Annotated in this window: 19 protein-coding genes and 2 tRNA genes; 4 read left to right on the forward strand and 17 right to left on the reverse strand. The window is 70.6% G+C overall.

The features are described from left to right. Positions 1–83 precede the first annotated feature (83 nt). Both SSPS47_RS09770 and SSPS47_RS09775 read left to right on the forward strand, forming a co-directional pair. A complete protein-coding gene (locus SSPS47_RS09770) occupies positions 84–1,691 on the forward strand; it encodes a ferric reductase-like transmembrane domain-containing protein (protein ID WP_164250289.1) in 1,608 nt (535 codons plus the stop codon). Continuing rightward, positions 1,688–3,283, forward strand: a complete 1,596-nt coding sequence (locus tag SSPS47_RS09775; RefSeq protein ID WP_164250291.1) for an NADH-quinone oxidoreductase subunit NuoF family protein — start codon at positions 1,688–1,690, stop codon at positions 3,281–3,283. Before SSPS47_RS09770 ends, SSPS47_RS09775 begins: the two co-directional genes overlap by 4 nt. Positions 3,284–3,329: 46 nt before the next feature. Here SSPS47_RS09775 and SSPS47_RS09780 read toward each other — a convergent pair whose 3' ends face one another. Further along, positions 3,330–4,229: a putative RNA methyltransferase gene (locus SSPS47_RS09780; RefSeq protein ID WP_164250293.1), complete on the reverse strand. Its 900-nt coding sequence runs from the start codon at positions 4,227–4,229 to the stop codon at positions 3,330–3,332. A gap of 74 nt (positions 4,230–4,303) precedes the next feature. Then, positions 4,304–4,376, reverse strand: a tRNA-Ala gene (locus SSPS47_RS09785). Between the two features lie 137 nt (positions 4,377–4,513). Here SSPS47_RS09785 and SSPS47_RS09790 point away from each other — a divergent pair. Next, complete coding sequence (locus SSPS47_RS09790; RefSeq protein WP_239065237.1) at positions 4,514–5,725, forward strand: glycosyltransferase 87 family protein; 1,212 nt, start codon at positions 4,514–4,516, stop codon at positions 5,723–5,725. Here SSPS47_RS09790 and SSPS47_RS09795 read toward each other — a convergent pair. From SSPS47_RS09795 to SSPS47_RS09825, 8 genes are all read right to left on the reverse strand, one after another. Next, positions 5,704–5,937 carry a hypothetical protein gene (locus SSPS47_RS09795; protein WP_031231688.1) on the reverse strand — a complete coding sequence of 78 codons (234 nt, stop codon included), beginning with the start codon at positions 5,935–5,937 and terminating at the stop codon, positions 5,704–5,706. The genes SSPS47_RS09790 and SSPS47_RS09795 overlap by 22 nt on opposite strands. A 3-nt stretch (positions 5,938–5,940) precedes the next feature. After that, complete coding sequence (locus tag SSPS47_RS34785) at positions 5,941–6,105, reverse strand: hypothetical protein (RefSeq protein WP_187279991.1); 165 nt, start codon at positions 6,103–6,105, stop codon at positions 5,941–5,943. Positions 6,106–6,294: 189 nt separating this feature from the next. Further along, positions 6,295–6,367: transfer RNA gene (locus SSPS47_RS09800), tRNA-Ala, on the reverse strand. Positions 6,368–6,506: 139 nt separating this feature from the next. Next, positions 6,507–7,160 (reverse strand): histidine phosphatase family protein, encoded by a 654-nt coding sequence (locus tag SSPS47_RS09805; RefSeq protein ID WP_078077391.1) that lies wholly within the window; start codon positions 7,158–7,160, stop codon positions 6,507–6,509. Then, on the reverse strand, positions 7,157–7,588 hold the full coding sequence (gene rsfS, locus SSPS47_RS09810; RefSeq protein ID WP_078077390.1) for a ribosome silencing factor: 432 nt from the start codon (positions 7,586–7,588) through the stop codon (positions 7,157–7,159). Before rsfS ends, SSPS47_RS09805 begins: the two co-directional genes overlap by 4 nt. 75 nt (positions 7,589–7,663) lie before the next feature. Further along, positions 7,664–9,358: an LCP family protein gene (locus SSPS47_RS09815; RefSeq protein WP_164250297.1), complete on the reverse strand. Its 1,695-nt coding sequence runs from the start codon at positions 9,356–9,358 to the stop codon at positions 7,664–7,666. Positions 9,359–9,377: 19 nt separating this feature from the next. Continuing rightward, on the reverse strand, positions 9,378–10,007 hold the full coding sequence (nadD, locus tag SSPS47_RS09820; protein WP_164250299.1) for a nicotinate-nucleotide adenylyltransferase: 630 nt from the start codon (positions 10,005–10,007) through the stop codon (positions 9,378–9,380). Positions 10,008–10,045: 38 nt separating this feature from the next. Continuing rightward, positions 10,046–10,255: a hypothetical protein gene (locus SSPS47_RS09825; RefSeq protein ID WP_147873009.1), complete on the reverse strand. Its 210-nt coding sequence runs from the start codon at positions 10,253–10,255 to the stop codon at positions 10,046–10,048. A 150-nt stretch (positions 10,256–10,405) separates the two neighbouring features. Between SSPS47_RS09825 and SSPS47_RS09830 the strand changes: the two genes are divergently transcribed. Continuing rightward, entirely contained in the window at positions 10,406–11,530 is a 1,125-nt protein-coding gene (locus SSPS47_RS09830) for a M48 family metallopeptidase (RefSeq protein ID WP_164250301.1), read from the forward strand. 30 nt (positions 11,531–11,560) lie between these two features. Here the strand turns inward: SSPS47_RS09830 and SSPS47_RS09835 are convergent, their stop codons facing one another. The 7 genes from SSPS47_RS09835 to SSPS47_RS09865 form a co-directional block, all read right to left on the reverse strand. Next, on the reverse strand, positions 11,561–12,667 hold the full coding sequence (locus SSPS47_RS09835) for a hypothetical protein (RefSeq protein WP_164250303.1): 1,107 nt from the start codon (positions 12,665–12,667) through the stop codon (positions 11,561–11,563). A 103-nt stretch (positions 12,668–12,770) separates the two neighbouring features. Further along, a complete protein-coding gene (locus SSPS47_RS09840) occupies positions 12,771–13,367 on the reverse strand; it encodes a hypothetical protein (RefSeq protein WP_164250305.1) in 597 nt (198 codons plus the stop codon). 71 nt (positions 13,368–13,438) lie between these two features. Beyond that, positions 13,439–14,731, reverse strand: a complete 1,293-nt coding sequence (locus SSPS47_RS09845; protein WP_147873013.1) for a glutamate-5-semialdehyde dehydrogenase — start codon at positions 14,729–14,731, stop codon at positions 13,439–13,441. A gap of 94 nt (positions 14,732–14,825) precedes the next feature. Beyond that, positions 14,826–15,353 carry a hypothetical protein gene (locus SSPS47_RS09850; RefSeq protein WP_147873014.1) on the reverse strand — a complete coding sequence of 176 codons (528 nt, stop codon included), beginning with the start codon at positions 15,351–15,353 and terminating at the stop codon, positions 14,826–14,828. Positions 15,354–15,498: 145 nt separating this feature from the next. After that, a complete protein-coding gene (gene proB / locus SSPS47_RS09855; protein ID WP_239064828.1) occupies positions 15,499–16,626 on the reverse strand; it encodes a glutamate 5-kinase in 1,128 nt (375 codons plus the stop codon). A gap of 144 nt (positions 16,627–16,770) precedes the next feature. Continuing rightward, on the reverse strand, positions 16,771–18,915 hold the full coding sequence (locus tag SSPS47_RS09860) for a CDP-glycerol glycerophosphotransferase family protein (RefSeq protein WP_239064829.1): 2,145 nt from the start codon (positions 18,913–18,915) through the stop codon (positions 16,771–16,773). A gap of 141 nt (positions 18,916–19,056) precedes the next feature. Further along, positions 19,057–20,559 carry a bifunctional cytidylyltransferase/SDR family oxidoreductase gene (locus tag SSPS47_RS09865; RefSeq protein ID WP_164250307.1) on the reverse strand — a complete coding sequence of 501 codons (1,503 nt, stop codon included), beginning with the start codon at positions 20,557–20,559 and terminating at the stop codon, positions 19,057–19,059. Positions 20,560–20,656: the final 97 nt, after the last annotated feature.

Genomic DNA, 20,656 nt, shown 5'->3' on the forward strand with positions numbered 1-20,656 from the left:
AACGGGACCGCTTTGCCGAGCCATTCGGAGTTGCCCCTATGAACTTTCACAAGATCCGTTCATCGCTTCCACCGAGCCACGGCATGAGCCGCTCGGTCCAGGGAGGGCTGTCGGTCGCCGCACTGGTACTCATCCCTCTCCTCGCCGTCGCGGGGAGTGACGGGTTCCGCGCGATGCTCGACTTCACCACCGGCGTCCTGTCGCTGGTGTCGCTGACGGCCGCCGTCGCCTGGGGACTGATGGCCACGGACCGGCTGCTGCTCTCCCCGCGTCACCGGCTGCTCGCCCAGGGCATCCACCGGTTCACGGCGATGGCCTCCCTCGGTTTCCTGCTGCTGCACGCCACGGTGAAGGTCTCGCTCGGGCATGTGGCGCTGATCGGCGCCGTGCTGCCCTTCAGCCTCGGGATCACCGGCACGAGCGGCCTCATCGGCCTCGGCTCGCTCGCCGGGTTCCTGATGGTCGTCGCCGCCTCGACGGGCGCGCTGCGCAGTGCCTTCGCCGTGCCCGGCAAGGTCGCCGGCCGCTGGCGCGCGCTGCACATGCTGGCGTACCCGGCCTGGTGCTTCGCCCTGATGCACGGGCTGTACGCCGGGCGCGCCGCCGCGACCTGGGTGATGACCCTGTACTGCCTGGCGCTCGTCGGCGTCATCGGCGCCGTCTCCGTACGGCTGCTGCCCCGCCCGGTCCAGCGCCGTATCGCCGACAGGATCCTCACCCTGACCGGCGGTGTACGCGAGATCTCCGAGCCGCAGCAGCCGGAGCGCCGCGACCTGACCCGCGAACCGCTGCCCGGTACGGCGGGTCTGCCACGGGTGGAGTTCGAGCAGCGGTTCCCGCGCCAGCGGTCCGCCTCCGATCCGGCTTCTCCCCCGGCGTCGGCGCTGCCGCTCGGTCCGCCGCTGGGCGCGGCGCGGGTACCGCCGCGCATCGCCCCGCCGTCGCCGCCTCTTTACGAGGCGGGGCGCCCGCCGAGCGCGGACCCGTTCGCGGACACCTTCGTCCCGGACTCCTTCACGCCGCCGTCGGCCGCGCCGTACGCCGCCGCCCCGCCGACGCCGGCGGCTCCGTACCCGGACCCGCTCGCGGACACGTTCGTCGATCCGGGACGCGGTCCCGGTGCGGGCCCCGGGGCCGGTACCGGCCCCGGTACGAGCCTGTCGGCCGGCTACCGGGCCGTCTCCCTCGGCACCGAACCCCCGGCCCGCACACCGGCCCCCGCGCCCCCGCCCTTCGGCGGCGCGCCCGACCCGCTGACGTCGCCCGGGATCCCGTACGCCGAACGCATACCCATGACCGAGGAGATACCGGTCATCAGCGAGCCGTCGGCCGCCGGGGCCGGTCTGTGGCCCACGCCGTCGCCCCCGGCCCCCGTCCAGGCCCGCTCCCACGAGCCGGGCGCCGACGCCGCGCGGCCGCCCGTGACCGACCCGTACCAGCAGCCGTCGCCGTACCAGCAGCAGTACCAGCGCCAGGAGACATACCACTGGGCTGAGACAAACCAGCGCTCCGACACGTACCTACAGTCGGCCCCCTACCCACAGCCCGACGCCGCCCCGGGGCCCGGCCTCCACCAACAAGCCGACCCCTACCGGCAGTCGGACGACACGTTCCAGCAACCTCCCGCCAACGGCGGGGGAACCCCGAGTGCCGGTGAACCCTGGTACCCACCCGCAGGAGACCGACCGTGAACGCCCCTCTCCCCGATGTCCCCGAAGTCCGTGTCGTCGGCCTTCCCCAGCTGACGCAGGGATTCGACCTCGTCGAGCGACTCGACCTCTCCATGCACCTGAAGGTGCACGGGCCGCTGGAGCCGCTGACCGGGGAACTGCTCGCACAACTCGCGGAGAACATCACTCTGCGCGGACGCGGGGGCGCCGGTTTCCCGTTCGGGAAGAAGCTGCGCGCCGTCGCCAAGGCGTCGATCCGGCGCGGTGTGCGCCCCGTCGTCGTCATCAACGGCAGTGAGGGCGAGCCGGCCTGCCGCAAGGACACGGTGCTGCTCAACCGCGCACCCCATCTCATCCTCGACGGCGCCCTGTTGGCGGCCGAGGCGCTGGGAGCGCGCACCCTGGTCGTCGCCGTCACCCGCAACTCCACCGAGATATCGATGCGGGCCGCGCTCGCCGAGCGCGGCCTGTCCAACCGGCGCGGGCAGCAACTGCGGGCGCGGGTGGTCCGTACGCCCGAGCGCATGGTCTCCGGCGAGGCGTCGTCCGTCATCCGCGCGGCGAACGGCGGGCCCGCCCTGCCGCCCGGCCGCCGCGAACGGGCCGCCGAGTCGGGCATCGGGGGCGCCCCGACGCTGCTGTCCAACGCCGAGACGTTCGCGCAGCTGGCCATCGGCGCCAGGATCGGCGCGCGCCGCTACGGGCACACGGGGCTCGACGCGGAGCCGGGCACCGTCATGCTGACCGTCTCGGGCGCCGTCGCGCGTCCGATGGTCGTGGAGGTGCCGACGGGGGTGCCGCTGCGCTACGTGCTCCAGCTCGCCGGGGCGCCGCCGCTCCCCCAGGGCGTGCTGACCGGCGGCTACCACGGCAACTGGATCGACTCCGTGGCCGCGCACGAGGCGGTCGTCTCGCGCGAGTCCCTGGCGGCGGTGGGGGGTTCGCTCGGCGCGGGCGCGATCCTGCCGATCGGCCCCGAGACCTGCCCGCTGGGCGAGGCGCTGCGGGTGGCCAACTGGCTCGCCGCCGAGACCTCCGGTCAGTGCGGTCCCTGCAGGCTCGGTCTGCCGGCCGCCGCGGGCGGCCTGAGCGACGTACTGAACGGGGGCGGCCCCGCGGCCCTGGAGGCCCTGCGCGAGGTCACCCAGGCGGTTCGGGGGCGGGGGGCGTGCAAGCACCCCGACGGGTCAGCGCGGTTCTTCATGTCCACCCTCTCCGCGTTCACCGACGACCTCGCCGCGCATGTGCTTGACGGCGGCTGCGGCCGGGACACCACGGGTGTGCTGCCGCTGCCGGGGCCCGGCTACCAGACCGCGGAGGAGTCCATCCCGAGCGGCGAGAAGCTGGCGGTGGACTGGACGCTCTGCCAGGGCCACGGGCTCTGCGCGGACATCGTGCCCGAGCTGATCCGCCTCGGCCCCGACGGCTACCCGGCTCTGGCCGACGCCTCCGTACCGATGCATCTGCGGGGCCGCGCCCAGCGCGCCGTACGGCGCTGCCCGGCGCTCGCGCTCCGGATCGAGCAGCCGGCGCCGCAGCGCCCGGCGCGGCAGGCAGGTCCGGCGGCCCTGCCGCCGGGCGGTGGCAGGAAGGCCCTCGGCATGGGGCGCTGACGCGTCCCTCGTGAGAAGACCGGTCCGGGCAGCACCGGCACAGGTGTCAGAGCGGCCGGTAGACCGAGACGAGGAAGGAGACGGTCACCGGGAGCGGCGTGTCGAGCGACGCGACGCTCCGGTGCACCTCTTCCGCGCCGAGGTGGTGGGCGCTCGGGCCCATCAGGATCAGATCGCGCACGTCCTGGTCGGTCATGGTGGCCCGGCGCTCGACGACGTCGGTGCGCTCCTGCCGGAAGTGACCGGACAGGGTGCGGTGCAACCGGTCCTCCTTGGCGGCGTCGACCGACAACATGCCCAGGCTCGCGGGGAGTTCCCCGAGATGTCGCGCGGTGGGGGTGACGACGACGAGGGCGCCTTCCGGCCGCAGGACGCGCCGGAACTCCGGGCCGTTGCGGGGCGCGAAGACGTTGATCACGGCATCGGCGGCGCCGCTCACGACGGGCAGCGGCTTCCAGATGTCGCCGGTCGCCGCACCGGCCCGCGGGTGGGCGCCCGCGGCCCGGCGCAGCGCGAACTTGGACGCGTCGAGGCCGAGTCCCACGGCCTCGGGCAGGGCGTCGAGGACGGCCGCCAGGTAGTACCCGGTGCCCGCCCCGGCGTCCATGACGGTGCCGTCCGCCGGGCACAGCCCGGCGACGGTGTCGGCCAGCGCGCGAGCGAGCGGCTCGTAGTGGCCCGCGTCCAGGAACAGCGTCCGGGCGGTGACCATGGCCGCGTTGTCGGCGTTGGCCGTGTTCGCGCTGCCGGTCAGCAGGCTGAGATAGCCCTGGCGGGCGACGTCGAAAGAGTGGCCCGCCGCGCAGCCCAGGGACTTGACGCCCCGGAGGGTACTGAAGGACTCCGGTACGCCGTGCGGGGGCGCGAGCGGCCCGTCGCACAGAGGACACCTCAGCACATCGAGCAGCCGGTGCCAAAGGCCGGGCGCGGTGGGAGAGTTGGACACGGCGTTCCTCCGCGGCGGGCTGTCAACGAGAAGAACCCGCCCGGACGTGATGTCCGGACGGGAACTTCGAGATGTGGAGCTAAGGAGAATTGAACTCCTGACCTCCTGCATGCCATGCAGGCGCTCTACCAACTGAGCTATAGCCCCTTGCGATGTGCCGCTCTTCGGGTATCCCCTCGGCGGCGGTGCCAACATTACACGGTCCTTCGGGCCGACCGCCAAATCGTTTCCGATATGCACCGATAGGACTGCTACTGTCACCCTTCGTGACCGTATCCACTCCCGTGCTCACGCGAGTGACCGCCGTCCGGCGGTCCGTCCTCACAGGCGCCGGTGTCTGTCTGTTGTCCTTCGCGGGATTCTGGATCGCGCAGCGCCTCGCCGCGGTCTCGATGATCGACCTGATGGTCTACCGGGCCGAGGGCCGTACGGTGCTCGACGGGCTCGACCTCTACGCGATGCGCGCGACCCGGGCGGGTCTCCCGACGACGTATCCGCCGTTCGCGGCACTGCTGTTCACACCGTTGACGCTGCTGCCCGTCCCCGAGATGCGCACCCTCGCCACGGCGGGCAATCTCCTGCTTCTCGTGGCGTTCGTCCACCTCTCACTGAAGCTGGCGTTCCGGGACGCGGTGCAGCCCGGCGCCGCCCTGTGGGTGGCCGCGGTCGCCGTCTGGTGCGAGCCGGTGTGGACGACCCTGCGCTACGGGCAGATCAATCTGCTGATCGGCGTGGCCGTCCTGTGGGACCTCACCCGTCGCCACGGCCACCGCTGGGCCGGCGCCGGCATCGGTCTCGCGGCGGCGATCAAACTGACGCCGGCGCTCTTCGCCGTCATGCTGCTGATCACCGGTCTGCTGCGGTTCCGCGAGGCGGGCTGGAACCCCTGGCTGCGGCAGGCCGCCGTGGCGGTGGGCGCGTTCCTCGCCGCGACCGTCGCGTCGGCGGTCGTCCTGCCGTCCGACTCCCACCGCTTCTGGACCGAGATCGTCTTCCGGGCGGACCGGGTGGGGCGGGCGGAGGGCGCCGCGAACCAGTCGCTGCGCGGTGTGTTCGCGCGCGTTCTGCACACCGTCGATCCCTCGCACTGGTGGCTCCCCGTGGCCACGGTGGTCGCCGTGGCGGGGCTGGCCGTCGCGGTGACCGCCGCCCGTCGCGGGCGGACGGCGGAGGCCACGGTCGCCTGCGCGGCCACGGCACTGCTGATCAGCCCGATCTCCTGGTCGCACCACTGGGTGTGGTGCGTGCCGACGGTGCTGCTCCTGCTGGCGCACGGCAGGACCGAGTGGGCGGTGGCGGTGGGGGTGGGCTTCTGGTCGTACGCGCTGTGGCGGGTACCGCACGGCGCCGTAGAACGGCTTGAACTCGCCCAGAACCGGTCGCAGATGGTGCTCACGGCGATCTATCCGACGATGGCGCTGGGGATGCTGGTGTATCTGGCGGTCGTCGGCCGGAAGGAGCCGGCACGCGGCGATTACGCGGTGGCGAAGGAGTAGAAGCGCTTGAGCGTGCAGTGCTCGTCCAGGAGCCGGCCGTAGATGGGCTCGCCCTCCAACTCCCGGTAGGTCTCGATGGGATCGCCTTTTATGATGAGCGCGCGGGCGCACTCCTCACACCAGTACTGGAACGAGGCGTTGAGCGGGTCCATGTCCCGGACGATGGGCGTGCCGCTGCCGCACCAGTCGCATTTTCTCCTGTGCGCACCCATCACTCAGCTCCAGCTGTGGCCGCAGGCCGTGCACACGTAGGAAACTCCGCCGTTGTCGCCGAGTACTTGGGCCACATGGAACGAACCGCACGACGGACAGTTCAGGCCGGTGGCCGACTCCGCCGCCGCGAGCAGATCACCGACCTGGTCGATGCTGCTGGCGGGCATCGCGCTCTCTCCTCCCCGTCCGTGCCGTCGTCCCCTCCGGCCGTCCGATTCTGTCATGGCATGGCAAGGAGGGCAGCATGATCAGGCCGGGCCGTCACCTTCCGGCGTACGGCCACGTTGCGGGGGCTGCGTCCCCAACGAGAAATCCCGCCCTCTTGAGGAGGACGGGATCCGTGATACAGAGATGTGTGGAGCTAAGGAGAATTGAACTCCTGACCTCCTGCATGCCATGCAGGCGCTCTACCAACTGAGCTATAGCCCCTCATGTTCCCGGCGCTCCGCGCTGTGAACAAGAAGAACCTTAGCCTGCGATCAGCCGGAAAGTGAAATCCCCTCCGGCGAGGTCCGGCGGCCCTCGGCCGCCGTCGTCAGCCGTCGTTCGGCTGCCGCCCGGGCCTCGCTCAGTCGTCGTCTCCGAGCACCGGCTCGGGGAGCGTCCCCGCGTTGTGCTCCTGAAGACGCCAGCCCCGCGCGCCCTCGCCCAGGACGGACCAGCAGCAGTTGGAGAGCCCGCCGAGACCTTCCCAGTGGTGCGCCTCAAGACCGAGCAGCCGGCCGATCGTCGTGCGGATCGTGCCGCCGTGGCTGACCACGACGAGCGTGCCGCCGTCGGGGAGCTTGTCCGCGTGGTGGAGCACGACGGGCGCGGCCCGGTCGGCGACCTCGGTCTCCAGCTCGCCGCCCCCGCGCCGGACGGGCTCACCGCGCTTCCACGCCAGATACTGCTCGCCGAACCGCTCCACGATCTCCTCGTGGGTCAGGCCCTGCCAGGCGCCCGCGTAGGTCTCGCGGAGCGCCGAGTCATAGCTGACGGGGACCCCGGTCAGCGAGGCGAGCTCGTTGGCCGTGGCGACGACCCGCTGGAGGTCGGAGGCGACGATCGCGTCCGGCCGTAGCGACGCCAGCAGCCGGGCGGAGCGACGGGCCTGAGCCACGCCGTCCGCCGTCAGCTCGATGTCCGTCGTGCCCTGGAAGCGGCGCTCCAGGTTCCAGGACGTCTGGCCGTGCCTCCACAGAATGACGCGGCGGCCTCTGCCGCCTCTGCTGCCGTTCAGCTCAGCTCACCGTCCATGGAGCCGTTCACCTCGGCGTGCTCGGCGCCCTTGCCACGGGTCTTGACGGCGTCCTCCGGCAGCGGCAGCTCCGGGCAGTCCTTCCAGAGGCGTTCGAGCGCGTAGAAGACCCGCTCCTCGCTGTGCTGGACATGGACCACGATGTCGACGTAGTCCAAGAGGATCCAGCGGGCGTCACGGTCGCCCTCACGACGCACCGGCTTGGCGCCGAGTTCCTTGTTGAGACGCTCCTCGATCTCGTCCACGATCGACTTGACCTGGCGGTCGTTGGGAGCGGAGGCGAGCAGGAACGCGTCGGTGATCGACAGCACGTCACTGACGTCGTACGCGATGATGTCGTGCGCGAGCCGGTCTGCTGCCGCCTGAGCGGCGGTGTTGATGAGCTCGATGGCGCGGTCCGTGGCGGTCACAGGCGATGCTTTCGTCGGCGGTCTGGAGACCCCCAGGGTCTCACGGACCGCCGACAAGCCGACGCAGCCTTTTGATCAGCCGCTTTCGTAGTCCCCGCCGAGAGTGACCGAGACATCGGCGTTGGGCGCGGCCTCGCCCTTCTTGACCGCGCTCACCGGCAGTCCGAGGGTCTTGGCGACCTCCTCCGCCTGCGCCTTGTTCTTCGCGTCACTGTAGGTGACCTGCGACGACGCGGCCGGGTCGGCCGTTCCGGCGTCGACGAAGGTGTAGCCGCCGTTGATGATCGAGACGCGCGCGGTGTCCCTGTCCGCCTTGTCGCCCGTGGCGTTCTTCACACCGACCCGCAGTGCGGCGCCCTGCTCGGGGGCGCTGACTGTGCCGCCGAGGATGTCCTTGACGACGGTCTCGGTCGCCTTGTCACCGAGGCTGCCGTCCTCGGCGACGGGCAGGACGGTCGTCCTGTAGTCGCCGACCTTGGCGTGCGCCGCGAGGTTCGCCAGGGCCGCGCCGAGGTCCTGCTCGGTCATCGGCGGTTCGAGGATCTGCGCCAGGGTCTCGACGGTGATGGTCGCGCCCTTCGGGTCCTCGGAGATCTTCCGCAGGACGCCCTGGATGACCGCGCCGAAGCGCTCCAGCTGCTTCACCTCGGACTCCCCGTCACCGAGGTACGTGGCGTACGCGACGGCCGCCTGGCCGTTCAGCGACTGTTCCTCGCCCTTGGTGACCAGCGGGTCCTCGCCCTTCTTGGCGGCCGGGACCTCGGTGTTCGTGGTGATGTCGATGTTGCCGACCAGCTCGACCAGGTTCTCCAGATACGGGGTGTCGAGCCGCCAGGTGCCGGAGATCTTGGTGCCGAGCAGGGTGTCGACGGACTCACGGGTGGACTGGGAGCCGCTGTCGGCGATGGACTTGGCGAGGGTGCCGGTGGTGCCGGTCTCCCCGTCGGCCACGGCGAGGGAGTTGGGCAGCAGGACGGTGGTGCCCTGCTTGGTCGTCGCGTTGTTGACGAGCAGCGCCGTGGAGGTGTCCTTGTTCTTGGTGTTGTGGAGATTCACCATGATCACGTCGCGCTTCTGCGGCCCGGTGGCGGTGTTCCGCTTCTCCTCGTCCCCCGAGAAGCCGGGGAGCTTGCCCGCGTACCAGAGGTAGCCGACGCCGCCGACGACCACCAGCGCCATGACGACGACCAGGGCGACGACACGACTGCGGCCGCGGCGGCGGGCCTCCTCGCGGCGCTCGGAGCGGCTCTCGGTGAACTTGAGCCAGTCGATGACGTCTTCGGAGTCGGCGTCGGGCTCTTCTATGAAGGAGAACTGCTCGGTCTTGTACTCGCCGTCGGGCGCGGACCGTCGCTGCCCGGGTACGGCCGGAGCGGGGGCGGGCGGCGCCGCGGGAGCGGCTGCGGGCTCCTCGACCGGCGCGGACTGCTGTTGTTGCTGCTGCTGCTGCTGCTGCTGCGGAATGTTCCACTGCGTGGTGTCGACGGCCGCCTGCTGCTGGCCGGTGTCGTAGCCGTAACCCTGTTGTTGCTGTTGCTGTTGCGGCTGGGCGTACGGGTCGTACGGAGCCTGCTGCTGACCGTACGGGTCGTAGCCGTAACCCTGTTGCTGCGTGTAGGGGTCGTACTGCTGCGCCTGGGGCTGCTGTTGTTGCTGTGGCTCCTGCTGTTGCTGTTGCTGGTACACCGGCTGCCCGTACTCGTCGTAGCCCACGATCTGCGGCTGCTGGTAATACGGGTCGTACGGGTCGTACGGCTGCTGGTCGTTCACCGGTGCCCCTCTCCGCGGCTCATTCGCCGCGGTACAACTGGCGCTTGTCGATGTAGCGCACCACACCGTCCGGCACCAGATACCAGACCGGATCGCCCTGCGCGACCCTTCCCCGGCAGTCGGTCGACGAGATCGCGAGCGCGGGCACCTCCACCAACGAGACGCCGCCCTTGGGCAGTCCGTCGTCCGTCAGATCGTGTCCGGGCCGGGTGACACCGATGAAGTGGGCCAGCGCGAACAGTTCCTCGGCGTCCCGCCAGCTGAGGATCTGGGACAGCGCGTCCGCCCCGGTGATGAAGAAGAGATCCGCGTCGCCGTGCAGGGAGTGCAGATCCCGCAGCGTATCGGTGGTGTAGGTCTTGCCGCCACGGTCGATGTCGATACGGCTGACCGAGAACTGCGGGTTGGAAGCCGTCGCGATGACCGTCATCAGATAGCGGTCCTCCGCCGGAGAGACCGCCGACTGGCTCTTCTGCCACGGCTGCCCCGTCGGTACGAACACCACCTCGTCGAGGTCGAACAGCGCGGCCACCTCGCTCGCCGCCACCAGGTGTCCGTGGTGGATCGGGTCGAACGTCCCGCCCATCACACCGAGGCGGCGCCTGGCGCCGCCTTTCGCGCCGGCGGCCGACGCTTCCCGCTCTCCCATGCCTGCGGAGCCTACCGGCACGGCGTTACGGCTCCGTCTCAGCGATCGCGGTTGAAGCGGGTGGTGATCCACAGTGCCAGCAGCAGCGCGAACAGGGCGCCACCGCCCGTGAGGTAGGCGTTGAGGCTCTCGTGGTTGCCGCCGTGCTCGCCGCCCTCGGCGGCGACGGTGACCAGGTTGGCTGCGGTGCTGTAGAGGCTCATCTTCGGCAGGACCCATTCGATCGGGGGCGGAGACTTCGCGCACATCGTATGCGGGCCCTTCGGGCACCCTCACGCCGACTCGGACGTTGATGTCGACGACGGCGCACCGCGGCCCACGCACAACCGTATCCGCACCACATACGGTGGGGCCTGTCAGGGGGACGAGCCGACGACTCGTACGAACAGGGGATTTCCATGACCGAAGACAGCCACGAGGCAGCCAGTCACGAGAATGTGCCGAGCCGGCAGCGCAAGCGCTTCCCCGGTATCTCCTCCCGGGCGTACGAACATCCCGCGGACCGCTCGGCCCTGGTCGCGCTGCGCAAGCTGAGCGGTTTCGACACGGTCTTCAAGGCGATGAGCGCCCTGCTGCCGGAGCGCAGCCTGCGCCTTCTCTTCCTCTCCGACTCGGTGCGGGTCAGCGACGTGCAGTTCGCGCATCTGCACACGATGCTGCTGGACGCCTGTTACATCCTGGACCTGGAGAAGGTCCCCACGATGTACGTCGCGCAGAACCCGATGCCCAACGCGATGTGCATCGGTCTCGACGAGCCGATCATCGTGGTCAACACCGGTCTCGTCGAGTTGCTGGACGAGGAGGAGATGCGGGCGGTCGTCGGCCACGAGGTGGGCCACGCGCTGTCCGGACACTCCGTCTACCGCACGATCCTGCTCTTCCTCACGAATCTCGCGCTCAAGGTCGCCTGGATCCCGCTCGGCAATGTCGCGATCATGGCGATCGTGTCGGCGCTGCGCGAGTGGTTCCGCAAGTCGGAGCTGTCGGCGGACCGGGCGGGGCTGCTGGTCGGCCAGGACCCGCAGGCGTCGATGCGCGGTCTGATGAAGATCGCGGGCGGCAACCATCTGCACGAGATGAACGTCGACGCGTTCCTGGAGCAGGCGGCGGAGTACGAGGCGGGGGGCGACCTGCGCGACTCCGTGCTCAAGATCCTCAACGTCCTGCCGCGTACGCACCCCTTCACGACGGTGCGCGCCGCCGAGCTGAAGAAGTGGGGCGAGAGCCGCGACTTCCAGCGGATCATGGACGGGCACTACCCACGTCGTTCGGAGGACAAGGACACCTCGGTCAGCGACTCGATCCGGGACTCCGCCTCGCACTACGCGGACACGGTCCGCACGAGCAAGGACCCGCTGATGAAGCTGGTGGGCGACATCGCGGGCGGTGCGGGCGATCTGGGCGGCAAGCTCCGGGACAGGTTCACGGGCAACGGCGGCGGAAACAGCGGCGGGGGCAACGGCTCCGGCTCCGGCTCCGGCTCCGAGGGCAACGGCGGCAGGCCGGCGGACGACGGGAAGTAGCCGCCGTGCGCCCGCGGCGCCGACGAGCACCTACCCGCCGGGCTGCGCGCCGCTGTCCAGCACGCCGCACAGTCCGGCGGAGGGTGGCCCCGTCGCGTACGGATCGGTTCCCGCCGGGCCCGCGGGCTTCGCCCTGGCCCCCGCCAGCAGCGGCGTCAGCGTGCTCGCCGCCTCCACGGAGCACGCCTGTGGTCCCGCCTGGACCTGGCTGGTCAGCAATTCGGCCCGGTGTCCGGGCAGATCGTCGCGGTCGAAGCGGAAATGCAGTGTCCGGCGGACGGTGAAAAGCGAGGCGTCCTTCTTCCCCGTCTCCCCCAGCGACCGCCCGACCGGGCGCAGCGCGTAGACGAAGGTGTGGTCCGACATCACGTCGATCGTGCCGGGCGTCGACTCCGCGAACCGGAGCGTGCCCCGGACATGTACGGCCGAGTCGGCGAGCGCCACCTTCGCCGGGTCGAAGCTCACCAGCCAGCCCGCGGGCGCGTGTCTGCCGTCGTCGGCGGGGTCGGCGAAGCTCGCGTCGAACTGGGCGCGCTGTTGCGGGTCCAGCAGTGCCCGCACCGAGCGCCGCTCGGCACCGGTCAGGACGTCCGGATCGACGGACGAGGCGACGAGGTAGTCCTTCGCGGTGGTCAGCGCGGTCATCACCTCGTTCTCGGTGAAGTGCGGTGTCCGCCGGGCCAGCGGCAGTGGGATCCCCGAGGCGCCGGTGGGGAATTTCACGGCGGGGCTCTGCCGCAGCAGCCTCTCGGGGTCGTCGCCCGGCACCACGCCTGCCGGGGCCAGCGGAATGACCGTCATACGCAGCGGTTCCGCCGATCGGGTGACCGCCGGCCGGTACGGGGGGCGGACACCGACGTAGACGGCGGTGCCGAAGGCCACGGCGATCACCAGCACCAGCAGCAGTACCTGGAGCGATCCCCTCCGGGGGGTCGGCGAGCCCGCGCCGGGCTTCTCGGCGGGGTCACGACGGCGTACGGCGTGGGAGTGGTCGCCCATCCGTTCCTTGGCGGAGAACTCCTGGAGCCGGGCAGCGCGGACGAACGATTCGTCGAAGACGACGGACCGGTACTCGTCATCGCCACCGCCGGGTGTTCCCTCAGGCGTGCCCTCGGGTGGGTCTCCGCGCGCTGCCATACCTTCAGGTTAGGTCGGCCGGGCCGAACATAAACGCGGGCGGCGTCCTCAGGAGCGACCCCCGCCACGGAGCGTCACAGCGCTCGACGGCGGGGCGCGGGACTCATGGAGTGCTGCGCGGCACGGCCGAGACCTCGGGGACCGAGTACTGCGTCGAGGACGCGGATCCGCCTCCGCCGCGCGAGCTGTCCAGGCCGGTCGTGGCGGGCGGTGGCACCCGGTCCTGGCGGTTGCCCGAGGCGCCCCGGTAGACGGCGGTGAACGCGAGGGCGACCATCCCGATGCCCATCACCACCGCGAGGATCCAGGCGACGGGCCGGTGCCAGCGTGCGCTGCCCCGGTAGGGGCGCAGGGCGCCGCCGTGGCGTCCGTACGGGCCGAAGTCGCCGTCCGGGTCGTCCGGGTCGTACGCGACGCCGTAGGGCCGTTGGCCGCCGTACCCGCCCGCCGGGCCGAAGCCGTCCTCGTAGCGGTCGTCGTCGAACGGGCCGCCGTAGGAGCGCGCGCGGGCCGCCTCGGCGTCGGCGCGCGCCTGCGCGGCGGCCAGCAGCCGCTCGACGGCGGTCGGTTCATGAATGGGTGCGGACCGGATGAAGTCCTCGTCGAACACCACGGAGGCGAAGTCCTCGTCCGCGCCTCCGCGGTCGTCGTCGGGCTCCCAGCCGTCCGGGAACGGCTTGCCCCCCACGTCGTCCGGCACGTTCTCAGAGTAGACCGGGTGGGCCGTTTTCGGCAGGGACAGCGGAGATTCCACCGGATTCCGCCGTTCGGCTACCGTGTGTGACCGTCACCCGTCACGATGTACTTGGTCGAGGTCAGCTCCGGCAGGCCCATCGGTCCCCGCGCGTGCAGTTTCTGCGTGGAGATACCGATCTCGGCTCCGAAGCCGAACTGGCCGCCGTCCGTGAACCGTGTCGACACGTTGACCGCGACCGTCGTGGAGTCGACCAACTGGGTGAATCGGCGGGCCGCCGCCTGCGAGGTGGTGACGATTGCCTCGGTGTGGCCGGAGGACCAGAGCCGGATGTGGGCGACGGCCGCGTCGAGCGAGTCGACGACGGCGGCGGCGATGTCGTACGACAGGTACTCCGTCTCCCAGTCCTCGGCGGTGGCCGCCACGACGGTGGCCTTCGTACCGCCGGCCTCCTCCGCGAACTCCAGCACCCGCTCGTCGGCGTGCACGGTGACCCCGGACTCGGCGAGCGCGTCCAGCGCGCGCGGCAGGAACGCGGCGGCGATGTCCTGGTGGACGAGGAGCGTCTCGGCGGCGTTGCAGACACTGGGGCGCTGCGCCTTGGAGTTGATGAGGATCTCGACGGCCATGTCGAGGTCGGTCTCGGCGTCCACGTAGACGTGGCAGTTCCCGGTGCCGGTCTCGATGACGGGGACCGTGGACTCCTCCACGACGGTGCGGATCAGCGAGGCGCCGCCGCGCGGGATGAGCACGTCGACCAGACCGCGGGCGCGCATCAGTTCACGTACGGAGTCGCGGTTCTCGCCGGGCACGAGCTGGACGGCGTCGGCCGGCAGCCCGGCCCCGCCGACGGCGTCGCGCAGCACGCGCACGAGCGCGGTGTTGGAGGAGTACGCGGAGGACGAGCCGCGCAGCAGGACGGCGTTGCCGGACTTCAGGCAGAGCGCCGCCGCGTCCACGGTGACATTGGGGCGGGCCTCGTAGATGATCCCGACCACGCCGAGCGGGACGCGCACCTGGCGCAGGTCGATCCCGTTGGGGAGCGTCGATCCGCGCACGACCTCGCCGACCGGATCGGGCAGCGCGGCCACGTCCCGTACGTCGGCGGCGATCGCCCGCACCCGCTCGGGCGTCAGCGTCAGCCGGTCGATGATCGCCTCGCTGGTGCCCGCTTCCCTGGCACGTCCGACGTCCTCGCCGTTCGCCTTGATGATCTCCTGCGTACGGACTTCCAGGGCGTCGGCGATCGCCAGCAGCGCGTCGTCCTTGACCGAGCGCGGCAGTGGGGCGAGGTCCGCGGCTGCGGAGCGGGCGCGGTAGGCGGTCCTGGTGACCGGTGTCAGGTTGTCGTACGGCGAGAGGGAGGTCATGCCCGCAGGGTAATGCGCGCGCCGCGGGCACTTCCCCCGTATCCCGTACTGCGAGACGGCCGCGACCTCTCCGGTGCGGGCCGCGGCCTCTCGGTCAGAACGGGTGGACGCCCACCGGAGCGGCGGGCGGCGGGCCGTAGCCCTCCGCGATGCGCAGGTGGTAGGTCTCCCGGTCGATGACTTCGAGACCGACGATCTCCCAGGGAGGCAGCCTGGCGCTCGACCGGTGTTCGCCCCACAGCCGCAGCGCGACGGCGGCCGCGTCGTGCAGATCCCTGGCCTCTTCCCAGTAGCGGATCTCCGCGTGGTCGTTCGCGTATCTGCTGGTCAGCAGGAACGGATGGTCGTGGGCGAGCTGTTCGAGGCCCCGTCTGACCTCGGTGAGCGGCGCCTGGGAACCCGACACGCTGAGCGTGATGTGCCAGAGCTTCGACACCGCGCGGTCCTCCCCGCGCGCCTGTGTCCTGCGGGACGGGCCCGGATCCTGTACGTCGTCGAAGTCGTCGAAGTCCGGCCCCGCTTCGACGCTGGTCAGCGTCCGCTCTTCCCCCGCGGCCCTCCGGGCGTGCAAGGTGCCTCCTCCTGACCCGAGGGACCCCGCCCCCGGGCGCGTTCGTCTCACCGGCGGCCTCCTGTTGCTGCGTCGTCCTAGTGCTACCCCGCCTCGTACCCCTGAGACAAAGTTGACCAGCCCGGGACGGGGCATGGGGTGCTTTCGGTAAAGGTCCCTGCCAAAAAACTGGACTTTCAGCCGTTTCAGTCGAGGGTCACTGATGCAGGATGACCAGATCGTCCCTGTGTACGACCTCCCGCTCGTAGGCGGGTCCCAGATCCCGTGCCAGATCCCGGGTGGAGCGGCCGAGGAGCTGGGGAATCTCCTTGGCGTCGAAGTTGACCAGTCCACGGGCCACGGCCCGGCCCGTGGTGTCGCGCAGTTCGACCGGGTCACCCGCGCTGAACTCGCCCTCGACCGAGGCGATCCCGGCCGGCAGCAGTGAGGTGCGGCGCTCCACGACGGCCCGTACGGCGCCTTCGTCGAGGGTCAGCGCGCCCTGTGGCGTGGACGCGTGGGCGAGCCAGAGCAGCCGGTCGGCCGACCGGCGCCCGGTCCGGCCGAAGTACGTACCCGTGTCGCGGCCGGCGAGGGCGTCGCCCGCGCGGCCGGCGGAGGTCAGTACGACGGGAATGCCCGCGGCGGCGGCGATCCTGGCCGCCTCGACCTTGGTGACCATGCCGCCGGTGCCGAGTCCGGCCTTGCCCGCGCTGCCCATGGAGACGCCGACCAGGTCGTCGGGGCCGTCGACGCGGGCGATCCGTGCGGCGCCCGGTCTGGCGGGGTCGCCGTCGTACAGACCGTCGACGTCCGAGAGCAGGACGAGCAGGTCGGCGCGGACGAGATGGGCGACGAGCGCGGCCAGCCGGTCGTTGTCGCCGAAGCGGATCTCCTCGGTGGCGACGGTGTCGTTCTCGTTGACGACCGGGACGGTGCCCATGGTGAGCAACTGGTCCAGGGTGCGGTAGGCGTTGCGGTAGTGGGAGCGGCGGCTGGTGTCGTCGGTGGTGAGCAGGACCTGGCCGACGCGCAGCCCGTAGCGCGAGAAGGAAGAGGCGTAGCGGGCCACGAGCAGCCCCTGTCCGACGCTGGCCGCCGCCTGCTGGCGGGCGAGGTCACGGGGGCGGCGGGCCAGGCCGAGCGGGGCGAGACCGGCGGCGATGGCGCCGCTGGAGACGAGCACGATCTCCTTCTCGCCGCCGCCGCGGGCCTTGGCGAGTACGTCGACGAGGGCGTCGACGCGGTCGGCGTCGAGCCCGCCCGAGGCGGTGGTGAGCGAGGAGGAGCCGACCTTGACGACGATCCTGCGGGCTTGCGTTACGTACTGCCTTGCCACTGTCACGGGCCGAATCTATGCCAGCGGGCCTCGTCGGCGCGCGGTCGTTTCACGCGCTGGACAGCACGCCGGACAGCGCCGGACGGGCTCGCACAGGCTCGTCCGGCGTCCGAGGGCACACGGCCCGTCCGGCGATCGAGGACGACCGCGTCAGCGCGCGAGCGGGGCCTGCGCGCCGTTCGGCTCCGTGGCGTCGGCCGCGACCGTCGCCGCGTCGGGGTCGGCGGCGGGCTCGCGCTCCGGCTCCGTGCCGGGCTGCTCCTGAGCGCTCAGCCGCTGCCGCACACCGACGTTACGGGCCACGGCCTTGGCGCCCAGGGCGGCCACGGCGGCGTTGAACTGCTGGATCGACGTCGGCTCGTCGGGCCCGAGCAGATACGTCTTCAGCTCACGCCTGGCCGAGGCCAGCCGGTCGGCCGCCGGATCGGCGACCGCCTTCAGCAGTTCGTCCAGCTCGGCCGCGCTGTTGGACAGGACGACGGCGGCCCGTACGGCGGTGTTCTGCCGCTTGAACTCCTCCACGCCGAGCTGCGCGGAGTCGGTCACCGCGTACGGCTTGCCGCTCGCGATGAAGTCCGACACCACACTGGAGATGTCCGAAACCATGCCGTCGGACTGGTTGAAGCAGTCGTACAGCTTGGGCTCGGCGCCCGTGACGACCTTGTGCTCCCACCAGCCGAACGTGCGCCAGTACGCGTCGTTCCACTGGGCCCGCAGCGCCTTCGCGCGGTCCAGGCGCTCCGGGTCGGCGAGTGAGACGCGCGACTCCTCCGACTCGTCGCCGCCGGAGCGGCCGGGAGCGGTGAGCGCGGCCAGTTGACCCTCGATACGGGTCAACTCGGCGCGGGCGGCGGCCTGTCCGGCCTGCGCGTCGGCGGCCTCCTTCGTCCAGCGGGGTTCGGCGGCGCGTGCCACGTTCGCGGCGTTCACCATCGCGGTGATCCGGTCGTGGACGGCCTTGGCCTTCTTGTCGCGGATGCCGGTGAAGGGGTGCGGCTTGTAGATGACCCGGACGGGCTTCTCGGCCTTCAGCAGCCGCTTGACGATGTTCTCGCCGGCCAGCAGGAGGGAGGTGTTGCCGGGGTTGTCGTCCCAGCCCTCCCAGGTGGGGGCGTACAGGATCGTCGGTACGGGGTGTCCGGGCGTGCCCGAGCCGGTCCTGATCGGCGCGAGCTGCGGGCGGCCCACCTCGACGATGTCGTCGTCACGGACGCCGACGTCGGCCAGCGCGTACCGGTCGCGGCCGGCCCGTCCCGCGGTCCAGACCTCGTCGTACACCTTGCTGAACGGGTTGACGCTGGCGATCTTGTCGCTGTCGCCGTGACCGATGAAGACGTGCTTCATGGTCGGCACGCGCAGCAGGTGGATGTTCTTGCCGACGTTGGCCGCGTAGAGCGCGACCTGGACCGACGACAGGTCGAGGTTCATCAGGTGCGTGCCGCCGGGGACACAGAGCACCGGCAGCCAGGTCGGGGCGAGTTGGGTCATGATGGCCCGCTCGCGCAGCACGACCAGCGGCCGGCCCTCGGACTGCTCCAGGGTCTCCAGCCACATGTTGACCTGGTAGGCGGACTCCTTGGAGCCGGAGAAGTACAGGACCACCGAAGGCTGGTACTCCCGCAGCCAGTTGTCGACTGCGCCGAGGACCGCGGGCGGCGTGGGCACGCGGCGGCTGCGGCGCAGGTACGGCACGAGGAGCAGGATGTAGACGAGGCCGAGGACGAGGGTGATGCCGAGTCCCACGTAGCCGTAGATGTCGGCGCCGGTCTCCGCGGCGACGAGCAGTCCGGCGATGGCGAACACGTCGAGGTGGAGCATCTTCTCGGCGGAGCGGTTCACCAGGTAGTTCGGCGGGGCGTCCGGGATGCGCAGGGAGTGCAGGTCCACGTTGCGCGCGACGACCGGCATGCCGCGCCGCAGCCGGATCAGGGTCGCCAGCGCGCCCTGGGGTGCCTGGAGGCCGTAGAAGAGCAGGAAACCGGCGACCGCCGCGTAGAACAGGGGCTGTTCGGCCAGGTCCATCCGGGCCAGGAGCAGCACGAGCAGCAACTGGCGCACCAGGAAGCGGATCGACAGCCCGGCCCGGACCTTGTTGAGCCGGTTGACGAGATAGCTGTTCCGCTGGTGCAGGAATCGGTCCGCGCCGTAGGTCACGGCGCAGGCCGCCGCGAAGAACCAGAGGTTCGGGATCAGCGCTGCGAGCATGACGCAGGGGTATCCCAGCCCCAGGAGGGCGGCCGCGGCCAGCTCGGCTCGGCTGCCCACGCGGGCCAGGCGGATGGCGGTCGAAATCACGAAGAACCTGCTCCAGGAGAGGGTGCCGGTTATTTCACAGTTGGCGGGAATTGTGAAGCCGGGGCTTCACGCACACGGGCCTCTGCAATTCACCGAATAGGTGAACGCAGAGGCCCGTGAATGCAAACTTGTGGAGAATTATTACACATCTTCCTGACGGTCAAGGACCGAGGCCAGCGCCTGCTCGAATCCCGAGCCGGCAGCGGAGGCCTCCCGGGTCGGGTCCTGCTGCCGTACGTCGATCACATGGCCGGTGAGTTCGGACAGCAGAACGTCGAGCGACGTACGGGCCACCGCCTCGGAGGACAGCAGCGAGCCCGCGGGCTCGCTGCCGAAAGCCTTGGTCCGCATCGGGGTCGCGGTGCGTTCCGGATTGACGCAATTCACCCGGATGCCGTCTCCGGCCCATTCGTCCGAGAGGGCCTGGGTGAGATTCACCATGGCCGCCTTGGTCGACGAATAGAGGCTGTATTCGGCGCGACCGCGGGTGTAGCTGCTCGATGTGTAGAGGAGCAACTGGCCCTTGGTCTCGGCCAGATACTTGTACGAGGCGCGGGCGATCTGGACGGGCGCCAGGTAATTGACGTTCAGAGCTTCCTGAATCGTCGTGTTGTCCGTCTCGGCCAGCTTGCCGATACGCAGCACGCCCGCCGTGTTGATCACGTAGTCGATCCGGCCGGTCGCCGAGTACGCCTTCGACAGCGCGTCGTCGACGTGCTCCGGGTTCTCGACATGGGTGCCGGTGGTGGAGCGGCCCAGCGCGTACACCTTCGCGCCGTACCGCTCGGCGAGGGCGGCGATGTCGGCGCCGATGCCGTACGAACCGCCGAAGACCACCAGGGTCTTGCCGGAGAGCAGTTCGCGGTAGGCCGCCTCGTCCGCCTGGACGGGGGCGGCGGTGGAGGCGAGCTGGAACAGCTTGTCGGCGATGAAGACGTCGACCGGCTGCGTCACCTTCATGTTGTACTCGTCACCCGCGACCACATAGATCGGCACGTCGGGGAGATAGCGCAGGACCACCGAACAGTCGTCGGTGGCCTGGAAGTTGGGGTCGCCCGCGGCGATCTCGTACGCCTTGCGGATCGTGGACAGCTTGAACGCCTGGGGCGTCTGGCCGCGCCGCAGCCGGGAGCGGTCGGGGACCTCGGTGATGAACTCGCCGTCACCGCCGTGGGTGCGGGTCACGATGATGGTGTCGGCGGAGGGGATCGCGACGTCGACGGCCTCGTAGCGGTCGAGCGCGTCCACACAGTCCTTGATGACACGCTGTGACAGAAGCGGACGGACGGCGTCATGGAACAGGACGTTGCGGTCCTCACCCTCCGCGAGGCCCTCGCCGAGGGCCGAGATGGCACGCTCGGTGGTCTCGTTCCGGGTCTGGCCGCCCTCGATCACCTTCGTGACTTTGGTGAGACCGGCCTTGGCGACGATCTTCTCCACGTCGGGCACGAAACCCGGTGCCATCAGCACGATCACGTCGTCGATCGAATCCGACTGCTCGAAGATCGACAGCGTGTGCTCGATGACAGCCTTCCCCGCGATCTTCAGCAGCTGCTTGGGGATCGACAGGCCCACGCGCTGGCCGGTACCACCGGCGAGCACGACTGCCGTGGTGCGGGGATGGGCTGCATGCGGCACAGACACAGAACGACCTACCTTGAGACGAGTGGGGGACGCTGTGATAGTCGCACTCTCCGTGACCGTCTCGCAAGGCGGACGCCGGATGCCCCTCACCCACAGG

Origin of the sequence: Streptomyces sp. S4.7, from assembly GCF_010384365.1 — a bacterium.
Classification (GTDB): domain Bacteria; phylum Actinomycetota; class Actinomycetes; order Streptomycetales; family Streptomycetaceae; genus Streptomyces.

Coding starts and splice junctions, on each gene's coding strand:
- SSPS47_RS09795 (WP_031231688.1), bottom strand. CDS start 5,937: ATGGGTGCGCACAGGAGAAAATGCGACTGGTGCGGCAGCGGCACGCCC.
- SSPS47_RS09835 (WP_164250303.1), bottom strand. CDS start 12,667: ATGGCAGCGCGCGGAGACCCACCCGAGGGCACGCCTGAGGGAACACCC.
- SSPS47_RS34785 (WP_187279991.1), bottom strand. CDS start 6,105: ATGCCCGCCAGCAGCATCGACCAGGTCGGTGATCTGCTCGCGGCGGCG.
- SSPS47_RS09825 (WP_147873009.1), bottom strand. CDS start 10,255: ATGTGCGCGAAGTCTCCGCCCCCGATCGAATGGGTCCTGCCGAAGATG.
- SSPS47_RS09770 (WP_164250289.1), top strand. CDS start 84: ATGAGCCGCTCGGTCCAGGGAGGGCTGTCGGTCGCCGCACTGGTACTC.
- SSPS47_RS09845 (WP_147873013.1), bottom strand. CDS start 14,731: ATGACCTCCCTCTCGCCGTACGACAACCTGACACCGGTCACCAGGACC.
- nadD (WP_164250299.1), bottom strand. CDS start 10,007: ATGGGAGAGCGGGAAGCGTCGGCCGCCGGCGCGAAAGGCGGCGCCAGG.
- SSPS47_RS09830 (WP_164250301.1), top strand. CDS start 10,406: ATGACCGAAGACAGCCACGAGGCAGCCAGTCACGAGAATGTGCCGAGC.